This is a genomic window from Agarivorans sp. D1326, from assembly GCF_056958115.1.
On sequence record NZ_JBTWEN010000005.1, the window covers coordinates 236,053 to 254,341 of the forward strand.

Consider the following 18,289-nt stretch of genomic DNA (forward strand, 5'->3'; position numbering starts at 1 on the left):
GTAAGTGATCAGAAATAACGCAGGAAAAATACTCGAGAATAAGGCAGAATTTCTCGATAAGTAGTTATTCTACAATCAAAAATTCTAACGCAGTTATCGAGTATTTTAACCAGATAGAATGAACAGTTAATTAGTACGATTGGTATAAGTTGCCTTTTTCTTCCCACGCCATTGCTGTATCAATAAGCCACTAATAATTAACACTAAACCTAAGTAAGTTGCGGGTTCTATCACTTCGTTCAAAAAATAACTGATAAAAAACAGCGACAAAAACGGGGAAATAAAAATAAGATTACTTATACGCGCGGTGTTGTTAGTAAATTTTAATGCTAATACCCAGCACACAAAGGCAATACCCATTTCAAACAAACCTACATAAGCCGCGCCTAACCAAGCTTTAGCATTAAAACTGGGTAAGCCATCACTCCACCAACAGTAGGCTAGTACCATTGGCAGGCTAAAACAAAAGGCTACCAGCAAACTCGCCACCGGGTCGCCAGAGTTACGGGTATTAATAATCCAATAGCCTGCCCACAACAAGGTGCTAAACAGTGCCAGCAGAACGCCTAGCACACTGTCAAACTGCATGCTTAGCAAATCACCTCGGGTTGCAATCACCAGAACCCCAAAATAGCCTAAAGCCATGGCAAGCAGATCTTGCTTACGCAACTGCTGCTTTAAAAAGGGGACCGCCAGCAAAGCCAAGGTAATTGCCCAGGTATAATTAAGTGACTGAGCTTGCTGAGCCGGCAATAAGTCATAGGCTTTGAACAGTACTAAATAATAGAGGAAGGGATTTATAGCACCTACCAGCAAAAAGAAGCCGGGCCGCTGCTTAGCGTAGATTAACGCTAAAGGCAGTTTGCGTTGCCATAACAACACACCACTTAACAGCAAAATTGAAGTTACTGAAGCCAGCAATACCAATTGAATGGGGCTTAACCACTGCAGCGCTAACTTAAAAGCAGTGGCCACCGTAGACCACATTAACACTGCACTTATGCCAAAAGCATAGGCTTTAGTTTGTGTATTCATTATTACTTTACTATTTCCGACCAAGGGGCTCAGTGTATTCGGCATAACTGGCTAGAACAAGCCTTTAAAGTTTGAACGTCTGTGACTAGGGTCTGTTGATCTTTGCTGATGGTTTCTGCAGCAACTTATTAGCCATTTAGGCAAGGCAGTGAGTGTGCAGTTAAGTGGGCTTAATAATCACTCGCTAACGCTGAATAAATGGCTAATAAATGCTGCCCGAAGGGTTCGGATAAGCGAACAAAATTTCAACACCAAAGATCAACAGACCCTAGTAAGCCATCTATAAGTGCTTGAAGAATTAAGCTTAAGCAATGCGCAAGAATGGAAAAGAAAATAACTCACAAACTGGCTAAACTGATTTGAAGTCTAGTAATTGAGTCCAACATGGCAAGCCAACAACAGCGAATCAATACGGTCAAAAGACAAGTAGAGCAAACTCTTGATAGCCAGCTGGATATTGATCAGCTGGCTGCTTTAGCCTGTGTTTCACGCTTTCACTTTTGTCGGCTATTTCATGCTTATGTCGGCGAGAGCATTTATGCTTATCGCAAGCGTTTGTTGCTAGAGCGTTCGTTAAATCACCTTAGGTTTAGTCAACAACCCTTAATCGATATCGCCAATCAAAGCGGCTATCAAAACCAAGCTTCCTTTAACAAAGCGTTTAAACAACAATTTGAGCAAACGCCACTTCAGGTAAGAAATCAGGGCTGGCTTCCGCCTTCTTCGGCAAAATCTAACAACTTTACCCCTCAAGCTGTCAGCCAAGTTGAGGTTATAGATCTCGCGCCACAAGCGGTATTATGTTCACGAGAACGAGGCCCTTATGCCCAAGCTGCCCCCAAAGCTTGGCGCCAGCTATTTAGCGCTTGCAATAAAGTGGGGTTAGATACTCAGCAAAGCACTATGATTGGTGTCTCCTACGATGATCCTAAAGTTACCCATCCGGAGCAAGTGCGCTTTGATGCGTGCCTAAGTTTGCCAATGGAGCAAACAAACCACGCCCGCTTGCCCTGCACTTCACAACTTGCCGAACTGGGCATTCAACAACTAACTTTGCCTGGCGGTAAATTCGCTAAGCTGCGCCACCACGGAGGTTACGCCAGCATACCCAACAGCTATCAAGTGCTGCTGCGCGACTGGCTGCCACAGTCAAGCTATCAGCTTCGAGACGCCAATTGCTTAGAGATCTACCACAATAAAACAGCCGATAGCGTCTCGGAACAAGCCCTAATAACAGATCTTCTACTGCCCATTAACTAGCCACAGGCAAGCCCCATGACCTCTTCAATTGATTACGCCAGTTTTAGTGAGTTTAGCGACCCCAAAAACTATTTTTCGCAACTGCCAGATTGCCAAGCGGATATTGCAAAACTGGTTAAGTGCGTGCAAAACAACTTGGTTCATCCCTATTGGTTACAACACTACCAGCTCGACCCAGATTTCACCCAGCGCCTAGACGAAATGCAAACTCGCAGCGTGCAGCAAAAGCTAAAACGCTTAAGTAATACCAAGGGGCCGCTGCTTGCGGACAAACCAGCTAACCAAAGAATGCTTGGAAATTGCCGAGATTTCGCCTTGTTGCTCTGCACATTATTACGAGCTCAAGGTATTGCAGCGCGCTTGCGCTGTGGTTTTGCCGCCTACCTCGGCATGCACCCTTACGAAGACCATTGGGTATGTGAATATTGGCACAAGCAGCAACAACGTTGGATAAAAGTAGACGCCCAGCTTGATGCCAAGCAACAAGCTCTATTGAACATTACGTTTGATCCACTAGACCTGCCAAATGAGCAATTTATTTACGCAGGCTCTGCCTGGCAACTATGCCGACGAGAACCAGAGCGCGCCCAGCAGTTTGGCATTTTGAGCATCACTGGCTGGCCCTTACTGCAAGGCAACTTACTGCGCGACATATTTGCCCTAAGTAAAATCGAGTTGCTTGCCTGGGACAGCGGCTGGGGACTCAACAAACACTATTTTGAATACAGCCAAGCTAAGCAAGAATTACAGCTACTAGATACACTGGCAGAGTTAAGCGCTAAGTCTTTAGCCGAGCAAGCCTTAGCACAATCGAAAGGCCAAGAGCTGGCTTTTCCCGCTAACTGGCAATGGCAGCTTGCCCCCAGCATTGAAGACTTGTTGCAACAGCACAACAGCATTGTGGAGACCGACTAAACTCTCATTGACAAACAACACTATTAAGCTATATTTCGCGCTATTAATAGAATACAAAGTAACTGCAATAATGCTCCACCACCGCAAAGCTCTTGGGCTAGTGCTGTTATTTAGCCTTAACGCTTGTGACAGCAATAAGCCACTTACGGACGAAGACTATACCCTGTATAGCCGCTATACCCTAGATAACCAAAGCAACTACAATCTCACCTTCAGCAGTGAGCTAAGCTCGCAAATAGAGGCGGTAGACAAGCAATTGCTCAAAGGCCAAATCGTCTCGGGTGAACGCAAACAAATACTGGCTTTCTTTGACCTGAGCCAAGCCACTAATCCCCCCTCAAGTAGTTTTAAACAGCTACAGCTATATGCTGATTCTGGACAAGGCGAACAGCTGGTTTATCAAAAAATCGATGACGAGCTCTGGCAATTGCAGCGCAGCGACAGCAATCAAGAAAACTACGTACTAACTATTATTGACGCCGATTTAAACTGGTAAATTCGCTAAAACTGGAGCTCTGAAACGCTATACTCGGGACAGTAATTTTGCTACTCTGCGCGACCTTTTTTGCAGGTATAAGGCCTTGGTTATGAGTCATTCAATTGCGGGTTTCGATTTTGGAACGTCCAACTGTGCGGTTGGTGTAATGCAAGGTAAACAAGCGCAATTAGTCAGGCTTCCCGAGCACGGCAATTATATGCCCTCTACCTTATTTGCCCCCCAATCAGAGATGATTTGTGCGTGGTTATATCAGCAATTAGACGCTCAAGGTAAGGCCCAGGCTTATCAGCAAGCACGTGGTAACCAACTAAGTGCCAGTTTACGCGCCTTAAAAGAACTCAAACTTGACGGCTACGACGAGCACCTAAGCTTTGGCCAACAAGCGCTAAAAGAGTACCTCGTCGACCCCGCCGATTGTTATTACGTGCGTTCCCCCAAGTCATTTTTGGGTGCTAGCGGTATTCGCGAGCGTCAACAGCAACAGTTTGAAGATATTGCCGCCGCCATGATGTGGCACATAAGCCAGCAAGTGAAACAAAGTGGTCAAGCCGAACTGGCCAAAGTGGTAATCGGTCGCCCAGTTAACTTCCAAGGTTTAAACAGCGAAGTAAGCAACCAACAAGCCATCACTATTCTTAGCAATGCAGCCCGTTTTGTAGGCTTTAAGCAGGTAGAGTTTTTGTATGAGCCGATGGCTGCTGGTTTAAGCTATCAACAGCAATTGCAGCAAGAACAACGTGTATTAGTGATAGATATTGGCGGTGGTACCAGCGATGTATCGATGCTAATTATGGGGCCTAACTACCTTGCCGAGCGAGATCATCAAGACTTGGTGCTAGGTTACAACGGCGAGCGCATTGGCGGTAACGACTTCGACATAGCCTTAAATTTTGAAACCCTAATGCCCAGCCTAGGCGCCAAGCTTAATTTAGCCAGTGGCCAGCCAATGCCAATTAAGCCTTTTTGGGATGCAGCTGCAATTAATGACTTCCCAGCGCAAACCCGTTTCTATGAAAAAGATACCCGCCTGTTATTGCAGCGCTTACTGAAAGAGCCGCAATTAAGCCCACTTAAAGGTTTGCTGCGCCTAAGCACAGAGCGACAAACCTACCAGTTAAGTGCCTGTGCCGAGCAAGCCAAAATTGCTTTAAGTGAAGCGAGTACGACCACTGTGGATTTGTCTTACTTACTGGAGCAACTAGAAGTAAACGTCACTCAAGAGGCTTACCAGCAGGCAGCTGAACGACTGCTTAACAGTATTGCTGCACTTAGTGACGATGTTATCGCGCAAGCAGGTTGCCAACCCGAGGCGATATTCCTAACTGGCGGCAGCGCTAATTCACCCATGGTTAAAAACTTTTTAGCCAAACGCTATCAAGCACCTTTAATTAGCGGGGATAACTTTGGTAGCGTAACCAGCGGCTTAACCTTGTGGGCCGACCATATCTTTGAATAAGTACCTATAGCTCATAAACTTGCGGCGCTAATTCCACCCGGTTTTTGCCGCGCTCTTTGGCAATATACAAAGCGCTGTCGGCACGAGCAACCAGCGCTTCTGGGCTAGAATCATAACTAGTTAACATCGCTAAACCCAAACTCACGGTGGTGCTAAATTTATGCTCATCTTTAGTCACTTCAAGCTCGGCTAAATGCTCTCGGACTCGATTGGCTATTAGTAGTGCCTGCTCTTGCACTGTATTAGGCAACAATAACAAAAACTCCTCTCCGCCCCAGCGACATAAATAATCACCGCTTCGCAGCACCTTTAAGCTTTCTATGGCAAATAACCGCAAGGCTTCATCACCGGCAGAATGACCAAATCGATCATTAATTTGTTTAAAGTTATCAATGTCTAACAAGATACAACATAAGGGCTGTAACGAGCGTTTGCTAATTGCAAACTCTTCAGCAAGAGTCTCACTCATGGAGCGCCGATTCATTAATCCAGTGAGCGGATCATGATTTGCCTGAAACTCTAAACGTCGCTGATCATGATGTTGCTGAGTCACATCCATCATCACTGACTGCACAGCAGGTTTGCCATTCCACTTCACCACCGCTTCACTAATGTGCAACCAAGCAGATGTGCCATCACGGCGAACATTTTCAGTCACCACACTATTGCTATCCACCTCACCTTGAATCAAGCGTTCATGTAACTGAATAGCTTGTTGTTGGTTTTCTTCGGGGATAATAGACAATAGGCTGTCCAACTTAAGCACTGCTTCTGGGCTGTCATAACCTAGAATATTGGCCATCGCTTGGTTGCAATAAAGCGGTTCAAAAAAGCGGTGTACCATAATTCCCTGCAAAGAAGACTCTGTTAACAAACGATAACGTTGCTCACTTTGCTGTAGCTTTTTCTCCGCGGCAATTTGTGGTGAAAAATCCACTAGAGTAATTTGCAAGGCAGGTTTGCCCTGCCACTCGGTGAGGTGATCAATAGTTAACACCGAGAATTGCTCACCGTCTCGATTATAGTTTTCGTAGACCCTTACTTTTGGCCGCGCTTGGCCACTCATTACTGCCTCGTAAGCGCTAATCGCTTCGTCGCGATCATCTTCAGCAATCAGTTCCAGTAAAGAAGGCAAGGCCATAATATCTTCAGCGCTATCGTAACCGAACATTTGAGCATAGCGTTCGTCAGCGAACAGCGGTACAAAGTCCCGGTGGATCACTATTCCGTAATAAGCACTAATGTCAGAAACTTTGCCCATACTTAACCATACTTTACTTAAGGTAATTTAAGCGTAGTCAGGCACAAGGGTGAACTCAACTACCGGTGACTAACTACCACTTAATTAATAGTACTGTTACATTGCTACTAGCTTTGCGATAAACCTGAGGAAAACCAATGAGAACCCTGTTAACAGCCTACTTGTTAATACTCGGCCTAAGTAATCTCTCCCTGGCCAATGCCAATGAGTCTTCAGCCATGCTTGAATCAGATTCTCCGCAACTTAATATGCAGTTACAAGTAGAAGTGATAGGGATTGATAAAGCTGCCGCTCAGGCATCACAAGCTTTGCGAGACATCGCCGATAGCGTTAATCAACTTGCTAGCAATCCAGAACTTAGCCCAGAGCAACAACAGCACTTTCAGCAAACCCTTAACGCGGTAGAGCAGCTAAGCCAACAGCTAGATAGCAGCTTAAAGCAACTGCCCGATACCGTCGTGCAAAGCACCAAACCCATTGTGAACTTAGCCGATAAGCTATCCAGTGAAGTGCAGTTTTGGGTAATGATCATCTTAATCAGTTTGGTGATAATCATTATTGTCGTTTTGTTAGCTATTTACTTTAGTGTGTTAGCGCCAACTAGCCGCGCAGTGCTTAGCGCCACCGGACAACTTAACCAGCTGGCCTCTAGCTTAAAAACAACGGCAGAATTAGTCGAGAAAACCGCCGCTCAAAATCAACATTTGCTAGAGCACTTAAAGCCAACACCACAGCGATTTAGTCAGCGCCAGCGGGCTAAAGCTGCTATTAAATAACTAACCTGTACAACAAAAAAGCCAGCATCTCTGCTGGCTTTCCGAAACTAGCTATCAGGCTTAGTCACCCAAAAAACCACCGGTTTGATGTGCCCAAAGCTGACTATAAATACCGTCACCTTTGATTAACTCGGCATGGCTGCCTTGCTCTACAATCTCGCCTTTATCTAGCACAATTAAACGGTCCATGGCGGCAATCGTTGATAAGCGGTGCGCAATTGCGATCACCGTTTTACCTTCCATCAACTGATTCAAACTGGTTTGAATTGCCGCTTCTACTTCAGAATCTAGCGCCGAAGTCGCTTCGTCTAAGACTAAAATAGGCGCATCTTTTAGCAGTACCCGGGTAATCGCAATTCGCTGGCGCTGACCGCCCGAAAGCTTAACCCCGCGCTCGCCTACATGGGCGTCGTAACCAGTACGACCGTCTTGGTCGCTAAGGCTTAAAATAAACTCATGGGCTTTAGCTTGCTTGGCAGCCTCAATCATTTGCTCTTCGCTTGCGTCGGGACGCCCATACAAAATATTGTCGCGCACCGAGCGATGCAATAGCGACGTATCTTGCGTCACCATACCAATTTGCGCCCGCAGGCTATCTTGGGTCACTTGGCTAATATCTTGATCGTCGATCAAAATAGCGCCGCCTTCCACATCATGAAAACGCAGCAATAAATTAACCAAGGTGGTTTTACCGGCACCCGAGCGCCCTACTAGACCGATCTTTTCACCCGCTTTAATTTGCAAGTTAAGCTTATCAATCACGCCACTTTGCTCACCGTAGTGAAAGCGAATATCGCGATAATGAATGCGGCTTTCGGTCACGTTAATTGGCTTGGCATCCTTTTTATCGGTAATAGTTTGCTTGGTGGTTAAGGTAGTCATGCCATCGGCCACGGTGCCAATGTTTTCAAACAAAGAACCAATTTCCCACATAATCCACTGCGCCATGCCATTAAGGCGCAATACCAAAGCAATCGCTACCGCAATAGCGCCCACCGATACATCGCCCAAGGTCCACAAATAAATAGACAAAGCAGCAATACCAAAGGTAAGCAGATAGTTAGACAGTTGCACCGAAAAGTTAAGGCCGGTCACTAAACGCATTTGTTTGTGCACGGTAACCAAAAAAGCGTCCATCCCTTCTTGGGCATAATCTGCTTCACGCTGGCTATGCGAAAACAGCTTTACCGTTGCGATGTTGGTGTAGCTATCAACAATTCGACCACTCATCAATGAGCGGGCATTAGCCTGTTCGGTAGAAATACGTTTTAACTTAGGCACAAAGTACAACTGCACCCCAATATAAGCACAAAGCCACAGCAACATCGGCCATATGAGTCGAATATCAGCTTGCGCCACCAGCACCACCATGGCGGCAAAATAAACCAAGATGTACACCATCAGGTCGAGCAGCTTCATCACTGTTTCGCGCACAGCTAATGAAGTTTGCATAACTTTAGTGGCTACTCGTCCGGCAAAGTCATTAGCAAAAAATGACACGCTCTGGCGCAGCAAATAACGGTGAGCCGACCAGCGAATCGCCATTGGGAAATTGCCCAACAAGGCTTGGTGAATCAACAGAGAATCCAACAAAATCAGCAGCGGCATTACCACCAACAAGGTGAGCCCCATCATCCATAAGGTTGCTGCCTCTTCGCTGAAAAAGGTAGCGGGATCTTTAGTGCCCAGCCAATCAACTAATTGCCCCATAAAACCAAACAAAGCAACTTCGCAAATAGCAATTAAGGCCGATACCACCGACATAAATAACAAAGGCTTACCCATGCCAGCACAATAGTGACGACAAAATTGATATAAACCTTTAGGTGGTTGTTTAGGCTCTTGTTTTGGAAATGGAACGGTGAGCCCTTCAAAAAAACTAAACATCTAGACATTCCTTGTAATAAATCTTGGTGTTACAACGAATTAACTCGCATTTGTACTGTAGCGTACTTTGTCAAATATGCGCAGCCTTACTGACCAATAAACGACAAATACTTAGCGTTTAGAAGATTCTTTTTGCTCACCCGTCTCAAGTTATGTTTACAGCTATAAAAAATAACAAAAAAAGAGACTAACTCTAGGCAGTTAGTCTCTTCTACGGATAGTTAGGTGCTAATTATTGGCGTTTATTTACTTACGTTTAGCTCTGTTTGTGGAAAGAAATTTGCCCACACCACCCAAAAAATACCAGCTTTTAAGGTTTCGACTCGCTCTAACCTATCGCCATTTTCTAAATAGCCTAAGAAATCTAGTTGTTTAACAGCTTGCGAGGTATGGTTATAAAACACGCCTAAGCTTTCCATTTCTTGGTTGTAACTCACCACAATGTCTTTGCCGTCTACCACTAGATTAATTAAACCACCTTGGCTAATAACAAACTCTTCGGTATAGGCCATGTAATGCTCACCAATATTAAATGCCCATACTAAACGCTTGTTCGGTAAACGATCATCGACATGCTTAATGGTTGGAAAAACCGGTTTGTCGAACTTATGCTGTGCATCAATAGCCAAACTAAAAATTAGTTCGATAGCTCGGTCATAAACAAATAGAAGAGGGTTCTTCCAAAAGCTGGTGCGCATGCCCTTCACTTGGTAATCGTTCACAAATACCAAACCATTGGGGTAAGCCTGCTTAAACTTTGAAAAAGGCATTCTAAAGGTTGCGACTTGCTGCATTGCATTATCAATACCTGCGTTTACATCACACTCTTTACGCCCCCATAGCTGCTGAATAGGCTGGTCTGAATTTGCATCAGCCATGACTAAGTTATTTTCTAGCTGCAATACCGGACGCAGTGACAAGGCTTGACCATCAATTTCAGGAATCATCGCCATGCCTAAGTTTGTTAGACCACAATAAGTCATTACAACATTAGCCGGACCTTCAGCTTGGTCTCCTACAATATGGGGACGAACTAACTGCTTATCTGAATGCGCACGCGCTTGACCGTCGTATTCGTAGACCAACACACTTTCATCATCGCGATAGTAATGCTGGGCTTGCTCTGGATTAACAAAAACCGCGTTTTCTTGGCGAGCACGCATCATAATGTCGGGGTTAATCGCGCCAGTGAAGTACATGCCTAATATCAGAGCACTAACAACCAACATCATTACCACAGTAATTGGGCTATTTAACGCGAACCAAAGCCCCCAAGAAGCAGCCAAAGCTAGCAGAGTATTTCGGCTCAGGCTTTTGCGTTTGTGCCAAGCTCGCATAGTTTTGCTGCGTGTAGATCTTAAGACCCATTGCCCAAAATCACCTAGTTCAATAAAAATGATAAATGCGTGATACAAAGCAATCGCTAAGCCTAAACCAATCAGTATTGTTGAAATCATAAAACACCTCTGTGAACAACTATCGTTAAACTGAAGTCAGTGTATGCGCCAAGCTTTATGAGAAAAATCTACGACAGCGAAACTGATTGTTGCATATAATGAAACGAAACAATAAAAGGGAATGACTGTGAATTTAGAAGACATGGAGTTATTTGTTAACTTGGCAAAACAAGGCAGTTTTACCAAGGCGGCAGACTTTACCAACATCCCCAAATCAACCATTAGTCGACGTATCACCAATCTAGAAAAACACCTTGGGGTAAAGCTGTTAGCCCGCACAACCCGCAGCTTAAGTTTGACTGAAGTGGGTATTAATTACCTAAAAGGCTGTGAAGAATTGCTAAACCAAGCTAAACAGCTAGAACAAAACACCCAGCAACAAAACCAGCACCCCAGCGGCACCTTAAGCATCTTCATCCCCAATACTCTGTTACGCATTTTTTGGCCGGTAGTGATTGAGATGATCAACCAATACCCAGAGCTTAAGTTTGAAGCATACAGCAGTGAAGGGCGCCAAGAAGAGCAAACCTCAACCCGCTACGACATTATGTTTCATGTGGATGAACCTAAAGACTCTTCACTGATTGCGAGGCGAATAGCCACCATAAAATATGACTACTACGCCAGCCCCACTTACATTGCTAAAAATGGGCTACTTCAAGTACCCAGTGACGTAGATAAACACCGCATTATCTTTAACTCAGTGTCACAAGCACCCACTCACTCCTGGCGATTTGAACATAACAACGAACTAATATCACAGCCTGTCTCGCCATTTTTTAGCGTTCAAAACCCCGACCTAGGTTTAGATTTATGCTTGCAAGATAAGGGGATCGCACTGGTGCCGGATATTCTATCAAAAGAGTTAATTAAACAAGGGCGCTTAGTTAAAGCCTATGCTCAGCCGCAACAACTTAGTGGTTACATTTACGCTATTTATCATTCGCGACAATTTCTTCCCGCCAAAGTCGCAGTGTTTATCGACAAAGTGCAGGCCTTTTGGCAAAACAACCTTAATTAGTCCATTTGGTGGAACAATGGATTTCACCTTGATGGATTTTTAAGCCACTTAAGCTTACCTACAATGGGCTCAACTTAACCAGTCCATTGCAGGAAACACTCAATGAAAATTAAAGCTTCCCTTTACGCACTTATCTTCGCTGGCCTTATTTCAAGTTCAGCTCATGCCGCTACGGTACAGCTAAAAGATGGTCGCTCCATCCAAGGTGCCATTGTGTCGCAAAATGCCGACGAGCTGGTTTTAGACATGCATGGTATTGAAGTAAAGCTGCCAACCGAACAGGTGCAAAATATTAGTTTTAGTGATACCCCAGAAGATGGCGCCACCATTAGTAGCTTTACCGAAACCAACCAAACTAGCGCAACTGTAAATACCGAGGCTAACCAAGAGCCTGTAACCGTGCCTGCAGGCACTATGCTAACGGTGCGTATGAGCGAAGGCGTAAATACTCGCCAACATGAAACTGGCCAGCGTTTTACGGCGGTGTTAGAAGCCGACCTAATGGCCGGAGATGCCTTAGTAGCACCACGAGGTAGTACCGTTTATGGCCAATTAAGTGAAGTTAAAAAAGCGGGTCGTTTAGCAGGCTCTGCCAGTATGAGCATTACCCTTACCAATATTCGCATCAACGACCAAATGCACGATATTCAAACCGATGTATTAAGTTCAAGTGGCAGTAATACCGCAGGAGATACTGTGGGAAAAACCGCACGAGCGGCAGCTATTGGTGGTTTAATTAACGGCAGCGATGGCGCTAAAAATGGTGCTAAAGTAGGTGTAGGAGCTTCGGTCATAACTCAAGGCAATGACATTGAGTTGCCCAAAGACAGCTTAATCGACTTCACCTTAACCGCCCCTATGAACAGTTAAGTTACTCGGCAGGAGGAGTATCTCCGGCTTGTTGCAACACAAACGGACTGGTGGGCTCACTGTTATCCAACAGTGTTTCCACCTGCTTGATTTGCTCAAGCGCAGCAGAGTCTTTGCGATAACTTAGATACACAGGCCTTAGCCAAGGCTCGGCGTCTTCAACCAAACATAACTGCTGGCTATCGATAAACGGAGCCACCATCGACTCTGGCAAGTAACAAGCACCACCTTTTTCTAGAATAAAATCTAGAGCGATGCGGCCAGTAGAAGTACGCAAGAAAGGCGGAGCAGTATTACTATGGCGCAGCGCATGTTCTGAGGCAAAACGACTGCCCCAATCTACATACACATAGCCCTTGTCTAGCGCTTGTTGCTGCAACTGCGGTGTGGTGGACACCAATAACAATGATAGTTGGGCCACTTGGCTGCTTGCCAGTTCATCAGATTTTAGGGCGTCAAAACCCACCCCAATATCTAAAGTGCGCTCTAATAATGCGCGGTGCATTTGCTCACGCCCCATGGTTTCTGCGCTAAACGCATAGCCGCTAAACACCTCGGTAATCACACTTAAGCCGTGTTGCAAAAAAGCATCCCAGCTATTTGGTGTGCCTGCTAATGCGAGTTGAATTGCATGGGCTTTGCTAAGCAATAACTCAGCTTTAGATTGCTCTAAGGTTCGCACCATATTTTCAGCATAAGTAATTAAACGTTCACCAGAGCTGGTGAGTTTAATGGCATTGCGGTCTCGAATAAAAAGCTGGGTATCAAAATAGCTTTCTAACTGCTTGATTCGGGCGCTCACTGCCGCCTGGGTAATATATAAATTCTCTGAAGCCCGCCCAAAGTGTTTTACTTTGGCCACTTCCAAAAACGTTCGGAATACTTTTACATCCATCGATTTATATCTCCTCAGCTAAGCTGAGGTTAACAAACAAATTTTGTTGTTACGACAAAAACAATTCGTTTTCTTGTTTCCGTAATAGTCACTACCTTGCAGCCAACTTTTCCTGCTGCCTAAGCAGCCTTAACTTTCAGTTGGAGTGACCTCATGATTATCGATTTTCGCTTTGGCAACAAACGTTTTTACGACGACAAGCGTTTTAAGCACGGTTTTAGTAAATCAGGTGATTTCACCTTGATGGAATCAGAATTACTTAGCTTATACGGCGAAACCATGCGCGCCATAGATGCTGGAGAAATACTCCCAGAGGGAGAGCAAGAGAAACGTTTTTTATTAGTGTGCAACCAGCAACTGGAACCGGAGACAAAGCTAGAAAAAGTATGGATGAAGTACAACGCTCTTGCACATAAACGCCGCAGCTTCCATACCTTAAACAGTCGCAGTAAATCAACTACTGATAATTTAGAAAATGAAGATGAAACATTTATCACTGAAGATGATTAGCAAACAGGCTGAACTTTTAACCATTAGGACTGAACAATGCGTATAGCAATTTTATCTCGAGGCGAAAACCTCTACTCCACCCGCCGCTTAAAGGAAGCCGGTGAAGCTCGTGGGCACCAAGTAGACATTATCGATACCTTGCACTGCTATATGGACATAACCAGTAGCAAACCAACGGTACGGTATAACGGTGAAGTGCTGCCCAAGTATGATGCGGTAATCCCGCGAATTGGCTCATCAATTACCTTTTATGGCACCGCGGTAGTACGCCAATTTGAAATGATGGGCACCTTTTGTGTTAACGAGTCGGTGGCGATTAGCCGCTCGCGCGACAAATTGCGTTCGCTACAGTTATTGTCACGTAAGGGCATTGGCTTACCGCGCACTGGTTTTGCCAGCAAACCTGACAAAATTCAGGATCTAATCAAAAACGTGGGCGGCGCTCCGTTAGTGATTAAACTGCTAGAAGGCACCCAAGGTATCGGCGTGGTGTTAGCCGAAACCAACAAGGCAGCCGAAAGCGTGATCGAAGCGTTTATGGGTTTAAAAGCCAATATCTTGGTTCAGGAGTTTATTAAAGAAGCTGGCGGTGCCGACATTCGTTGTTTAGTGGTTGGCGGCAAGGTAGTCGCAGCAATGAAACGCCAAGCTGCAGAAGGCGAGTTTCGCTCAAACTTACACCGAGGCGGCGCAGCTCAGCTAGTGCGTTTAACTAAAGAAGAACGCGCCACGGCGGTAAATGCGGCTAAAGCTATGGGCTTAAACTTATGTGGTGTAGACATTTTACAGTCAAACAACGGGCCAGTGGTGATGGAAGTAAACTCCTCCCCCGGCTTAGAAGGCATAGAAACCGCCACCGGCAAAGATGTTGCCGGTATGGTATTTGAATTTATCGAAAAAAACGCCAAACCTTTTGCCACTAAAACCCGTGGAAAAGGCTAAAAAGCCAAGCGTCAAACAATGAGGCAAAAAACATGATTATCGCTGGAACAGAAATAAAACCGGGAGAGCAAAAACATATCGAAATCCCCGTGGCCAAATTATATACCGACACGAATATTTCGATTCCAGTGCTAATTACCCGCGCCAAACGACCAGGCCCAACGGTATTTGTAAGCGCCGCAGTGCATGGCGATGAGCTAAATGGCATAGAAATAATTCGCCGTTTAACCCGCTCGCCAAGCTTTAAAATCACCAAAGGCTGCTTAATTGCTGTGCCAATGGTGAATATTTATGGGGTGCTTAATCAAAGCCGTTATATGCCAGACAGACGCGACTTAAATCGCTGCTTTCCTGGCTCAGAAAAAGGCTCGTTGGCCGGGCGTTTGGCGCATATTTTCTTAACTGAAATTGTCGCCCATTGTGACTATGGGATAGATCTACACACCGGTGCGATTCATCGCTCTAACTTGCCGCAAATTAGAGCCAACCTAAAAGACCCCGAAACCAAGTTATTGGCCGAGGCCTTTGGCGTGCCGGTGTTACTTAATGCCGATTTACGTGATGGCTCGTTACGCGAAGCGGCAGTAGATAACAATACCAAGATCCTGCTTTACGAAGCTGGAGAAGCACTGCGTTTTGATGAGTTATCGATTCAAAGCGGTGTGAAAGGCATATTAAAAGTACTGTCACATTTAGGCATGGTTAAAAAACGCCGTAGCACTAAAAAAACCTCACCGTACATTGCCTATAACAGCGCGTGGTTACGCGCATCTGCCAGCGGCATAGTCAGTGAAACGACTCAGTTAGGTGATTTGGTTGAAGCCGGTGATATTTTGGCCGAAATAAATAGCCCCTTTGGTGAGCTAATCAGTAAAGTGAAGGCAAAGCGCTCGGGCATTGTAATCGGCAAGCAGAATATCCCCTTAGTTCAGGAGGGCGATGCGATGTATCACCTTGCGTATTTTGGAGCAGAACAAGATGAAGTTGCCGAACAGATCGAAAACTGGCAAGAGTCCATAAATCCTGTTATCAACGCTGTTCAACATCCTCAATAGGAGAAGCTAAACAATGAGTATTAATACCTTTTTACTAATCGTTGTAGCATTTGCGATTTTTTATGTCGCGCAAAGCAAAGTAAATACATTGGTGCTTAACTACGGAGCAGCACGCAATATTGCTAAAACACGGATCCACTATGTTAGTTGGGTGCTGCGCAGTGCTCTAGTATTAATACTGGCACTAGTGGTTAGCCTGGTTAGCGATCTAGGTTTTAATGATTTTGGGGTATTTTTGTCCTCGGTATTTGCCGTTATTGGCGTAGCCTTGTTTGCTCAGTGGTCGATTTTAAGCAATGTCACCGCCAGCATTATTGTGTTTTTCTTTTTTCCTTACCGGGTTGGTAACCAAGTTAAGATCCTAGATGGCGATAACTCAGTTGAAGGGCGTTTAGAAGAAATCACCTTGTTCCACGTTATTTTGCTGGCCGAAAATGGCTCTAAGCTCACCTTTCCAAATGCCATGGTCTTTCAAAAAGCCGTGGTCATTGGTGAGCACCAACCTACTCGCGCAGTAGATTCCAAACCAAAAGCGCAAGGTTACGAAGAGGAAGTAAGCGGTGAATAAACTGGTAATTGGCAACTTAGAAACCTGTAACTTGCCAGACTTAGGCATTAATGATTTACCGGTTAGAGTTGATACCGGGGCAAAAACCTCGGCTTTACACGTAGATAATCTGGAGCAAACTAAAGTTAACGGCAAACCGCACATTAGCTTTGATTTGCACCCAGACATTTATAACCTGGAACAAGTTTGCCGTTGTAGTGCACCTATTTACGACACCAGGAAAATCAAGTCATCTAATGGTGACGTGGAGCAACGTTATGTTATACAAACGCGTTTTCAGCTGGGCGAACATATTTGGCCCATTGAGATAACCTTAAGTAACCGCCAAGACATGACCTACTTAATGTTGTTAGGTCGACAAGGCATGGGCGATAAAGTGTTGGTAGACCCTGCTCAAAGCTTTCTGGTAAACAGTTAACATTAACTAACCAGCGCCAAAATAAGGAATACCAGCACTTAATAAGCCGTAAACACAAGGACTTAGCCAATGACCAGCGAAAACCTAGCAAGCTCCAACCAACAAACCTTTGATGGTCATCATGATGCGGCGCTTCGCCGCGTTTTGGACGTTCTTGAACAAGAGCAGCCCGCTGCCGAGCTTAGCTTTATAAGCCAATACGACAATGCGGTATTGGCTAATTTGCTTGAGTCTTTACCCGATAACTATCGTCAACATATCTGGCCTCAGCTAGCGACCGAGCGTTACTGGGACATATTGCATCTCATGCAATATGAAACCGTTAAACACTTCTTCGAGCTATTTAATCAATCACAGCTAAACGCGCTACAGCAAACCATAAGCGATACCGAAATTGTTGAATTTGCTGACTTTCTTCCCGAGTCGATGGTGGAGATCTATCTTGAGCAACAAGACGAGCTTAGCGCGGCACAGCTGCAAGATGCGCTAAGTTACGATGATGAGCAAATTGGCCGTTATGTAGATACTCACATACTACGTGCACGCCCCAACTCAACGGTAGCAAGAATTAAGCAGCGTTTGAGCGCTCAAACCGACAAGCATGTGGCGGTATACTTGGTGGATGCCCAAGGGCAGTTTCAGGGTGCTTGCAGCATGACCGACATCGCCAACTCTGCCGACACTACTAAACTTACTGAGCTTAGCCAGAACATTGAGGTATTTGACCACCAGCAAATGCTGGCCGATGTATCCTTATCGTTGAACATGGTGCCAGGCCATGCTTGGAACCCAGTACAAAAAGACGGAAAAATTGTCGGGGCTATAGCCTTATCCAACATAGTGCAATGGCTGCAAGAGCGCAGTTTAGATGTTGCGATTATCGATACACCATCCGATGAAGAAGATTTGTTTACCCCAGTGCCTACCGCCGCCAAAATGCGCGCGATTTGGCTAACCACCAATTTAGCTACGGCGTTTTTGGCCTCTTGGGTAATTGGCTTGTTTGAAGGAGCGCTCCAACAGTTAGTGGCACTGGCGATATTAATGCCGGTGGTGGCTAGCATGGGCGGTATTGCGGGCAGCCAAACCTTGGCGGTAGCCTTGCGCGGTATAGCGCTTAATCACTTACAGCAAAGTAACCTAAAGCTTCTACTTAACAAAGAGTTAAAGATTGCCGCATTCAACGGCTTAGTCTTGGGTCTGGTCATCGCTCTAGTGGTTAGCCTGTGGTTTAAATCTGCCGCTTTAGGTGCAGTTATCTTTGTGGCCATTGTGCTCAATAGCTTGGCCGCAGCAGCGTCTGCCACAATGATTCCGTTTATACTTAAAAAAATGAAAATTGACCCAGCCGTTGCCGGCTCGGTAATTTTAACCACCGTGACCGACATCGTAGGTTTTGTGGCTTTTCTTGGCCTAGCCTCACTATTATTAATGGGCTAAACCTCCCACAAAAAATGCAACTAA

Annotated in this window: 18 protein-coding genes; 13 read left to right on the plus strand and 5 right to left on the minus strand. The window is 45.2% G+C overall.

Features of this window, described 5'->3' with window-relative positions; genetic code table 11:
* Positions 1–126 precede the first annotated feature (126 nt).
* Entirely contained in the window at positions 127–1,035 is a 909-nt protein-coding gene (locus tag ACYFDN_RS11870) for a DMT family transporter (RefSeq protein WP_483511265.1), read from the minus strand.
* Positions 1,036–1,419: 384 nt separating this feature from the next.
* Here ACYFDN_RS11870 and ACYFDN_RS11875 point away from each other — a divergent pair, with 384 nt between their 5' ends.
* The 4 genes from ACYFDN_RS11875 (at position 1,420) to yegD (ending at position 5,165) form a co-directional block, all read left to right on the plus strand.
* The gene (locus ACYFDN_RS11875; protein WP_483511266.1) at positions 1,420–2,295 is read left to right on the plus strand and encodes an AraC family transcriptional regulator; all 876 of its coding nucleotides are present in this window, start codon (positions 1,420–1,422) and stop codon (positions 2,293–2,295) included.
* A 15-nt stretch (positions 2,296–2,310) separates the two neighbouring features.
* Positions 2,311–3,210, plus strand: a complete 900-nt coding sequence (locus ACYFDN_RS11880; RefSeq protein ID WP_483511267.1) for a transglutaminase-like domain-containing protein — start codon at positions 2,311–2,313, stop codon at positions 3,208–3,210.
* Positions 3,211–3,280: 70 nt separating this feature from the next.
* Positions 3,281–3,706 carry a hypothetical protein gene (locus ACYFDN_RS11885; protein WP_483511268.1) on the plus strand — a complete coding sequence of 142 codons (426 nt, stop codon included), beginning with the start codon at positions 3,281–3,283 and terminating at the stop codon, positions 3,704–3,706.
* 91 nt (positions 3,707–3,797) lie between these two features.
* Positions 3,798–5,165, plus strand: coding sequence for a molecular chaperone (yegD, locus tag ACYFDN_RS11890; RefSeq protein ID WP_483511269.1), 1,368 nt, complete (start codon positions 3,798–3,800; stop codon positions 5,163–5,165).
* A gap of 4 nt (positions 5,166–5,169) precedes the next feature.
* Here the strand turns inward: yegD and ACYFDN_RS11895 are convergent, their stop codons facing one another.
* Positions 5,170–6,426, minus strand: coding sequence for a sensor domain-containing diguanylate cyclase (locus ACYFDN_RS11895; RefSeq protein WP_483511270.1), 1,257 nt, complete (start codon positions 6,424–6,426; stop codon positions 5,170–5,172).
* Positions 6,427–6,563: 137 nt separating this feature from the next.
* Here ACYFDN_RS11895 and ACYFDN_RS11900 point away from each other — a divergent pair, with 137 nt between their 5' ends.
* On the plus strand, positions 6,564–7,202 hold the full coding sequence (locus ACYFDN_RS11900; RefSeq protein ID WP_483511272.1) for a hypothetical protein: 639 nt from the start codon (positions 6,564–6,566) through the stop codon (positions 7,200–7,202).
* A gap of 60 nt (positions 7,203–7,262) precedes the next feature.
* Here the strand turns inward: ACYFDN_RS11900 and ACYFDN_RS11905 are convergent, their stop codons facing one another.
* Both ACYFDN_RS11905 and ACYFDN_RS11910 read right to left on the minus strand, forming a co-directional pair.
* The gene (locus tag ACYFDN_RS11905; RefSeq protein WP_483511274.1) at positions 7,263–9,089 is read right to left on the minus strand and encodes an ABC transporter ATP-binding protein; all 1,827 of its coding nucleotides are present in this window, start codon (positions 9,087–9,089) and stop codon (positions 7,263–7,265) included.
* A 242-nt stretch (positions 9,090–9,331) separates the two neighbouring features.
* The gene (locus ACYFDN_RS11910; RefSeq protein ID WP_483511275.1) at positions 9,332–10,546 is read right to left on the minus strand and encodes a DUF3179 domain-containing (seleno)protein; all 1,215 of its coding nucleotides are present in this window, start codon (positions 10,544–10,546) and stop codon (positions 9,332–9,334) included.
* 127 nt (positions 10,547–10,673) lie between these two features.
* On the opposite strand from ACYFDN_RS11910, the gene ACYFDN_RS11915 reads away from it, so the two are divergent.
* The gene (locus ACYFDN_RS11915; protein ID WP_338622459.1) at positions 10,674–11,567 is read left to right on the plus strand and encodes a LysR family transcriptional regulator; all 894 of its coding nucleotides are present in this window, start codon (positions 10,674–10,676) and stop codon (positions 11,565–11,567) included.
* Positions 11,568–11,669: 102 nt separating this feature from the next.
* Positions 11,670–12,437 carry a hypothetical protein gene (locus tag ACYFDN_RS11920; protein ID WP_483511276.1) on the plus strand — a complete coding sequence of 256 codons (768 nt, stop codon included), beginning with the start codon at positions 11,670–11,672 and terminating at the stop codon, positions 12,435–12,437.
* Between the two features lies 1 nt (position 12,438).
* Here ACYFDN_RS11920 and ACYFDN_RS11925 read toward each other — a convergent pair whose 3' ends face one another.
* Positions 12,439–13,332 carry a LysR family transcriptional regulator gene (locus tag ACYFDN_RS11925; RefSeq protein WP_483511277.1) on the minus strand — a complete coding sequence of 298 codons (894 nt, stop codon included), beginning with the start codon at positions 13,330–13,332 and terminating at the stop codon, positions 12,439–12,441.
* A gap of 153 nt (positions 13,333–13,485) precedes the next feature.
* Here ACYFDN_RS11925 and ACYFDN_RS11930 point away from each other — a divergent pair, with 153 nt between their 5' ends.
* The 6 genes from ACYFDN_RS11930 (at position 13,486) to ACYFDN_RS11955 (ending at position 18,265) form a co-directional block, all read left to right on the plus strand.
* Entirely contained in the window at positions 13,486–13,842 is a 357-nt protein-coding gene (locus ACYFDN_RS11930) for a MaoP family protein (RefSeq protein ID WP_472589417.1), read from the plus strand.
* Positions 13,843–13,878: 36 nt separating this feature from the next.
* Positions 13,879–14,784 (plus strand): 30S ribosomal protein S6--L-glutamate ligase, encoded by a 906-nt coding sequence (gene rimK, locus ACYFDN_RS11935; RefSeq protein ID WP_152783092.1) that lies wholly within the window; start codon positions 13,879–13,881, stop codon positions 14,782–14,784.
* A 32-nt stretch (positions 14,785–14,816) separates the two neighbouring features.
* On the plus strand, positions 14,817–15,839 hold the full coding sequence (locus tag ACYFDN_RS11940) for a succinylglutamate desuccinylase/aspartoacylase family protein (protein ID WP_221075133.1): 1,023 nt from the start codon (positions 14,817–14,819) through the stop codon (positions 15,837–15,839).
* 13 nt (positions 15,840–15,852) lie between these two features.
* Positions 15,853–16,407 (plus strand): mechanosensitive ion channel domain-containing protein, encoded by a 555-nt coding sequence (locus ACYFDN_RS11945; protein WP_152783088.1) that lies wholly within the window; start codon positions 15,853–15,855, stop codon positions 16,405–16,407.
* Positions 16,400–16,825 carry an ATP-dependent zinc protease family protein gene (locus ACYFDN_RS11950; RefSeq protein WP_406609770.1) on the plus strand — a complete coding sequence of 142 codons (426 nt, stop codon included), beginning with the start codon at positions 16,400–16,402 and terminating at the stop codon, positions 16,823–16,825. Before ACYFDN_RS11945 ends, ACYFDN_RS11950 begins: the two co-directional genes overlap by 8 nt.
* Before the next feature lie 69 nt (positions 16,826–16,894).
* Positions 16,895–18,265 carry a magnesium transporter gene (locus tag ACYFDN_RS11955; protein WP_483511278.1) on the plus strand — a complete coding sequence of 457 codons (1,371 nt, stop codon included), beginning with the start codon at positions 16,895–16,897 and terminating at the stop codon, positions 18,263–18,265.
* Positions 18,266–18,289 lie beyond the last annotated feature (24 nt).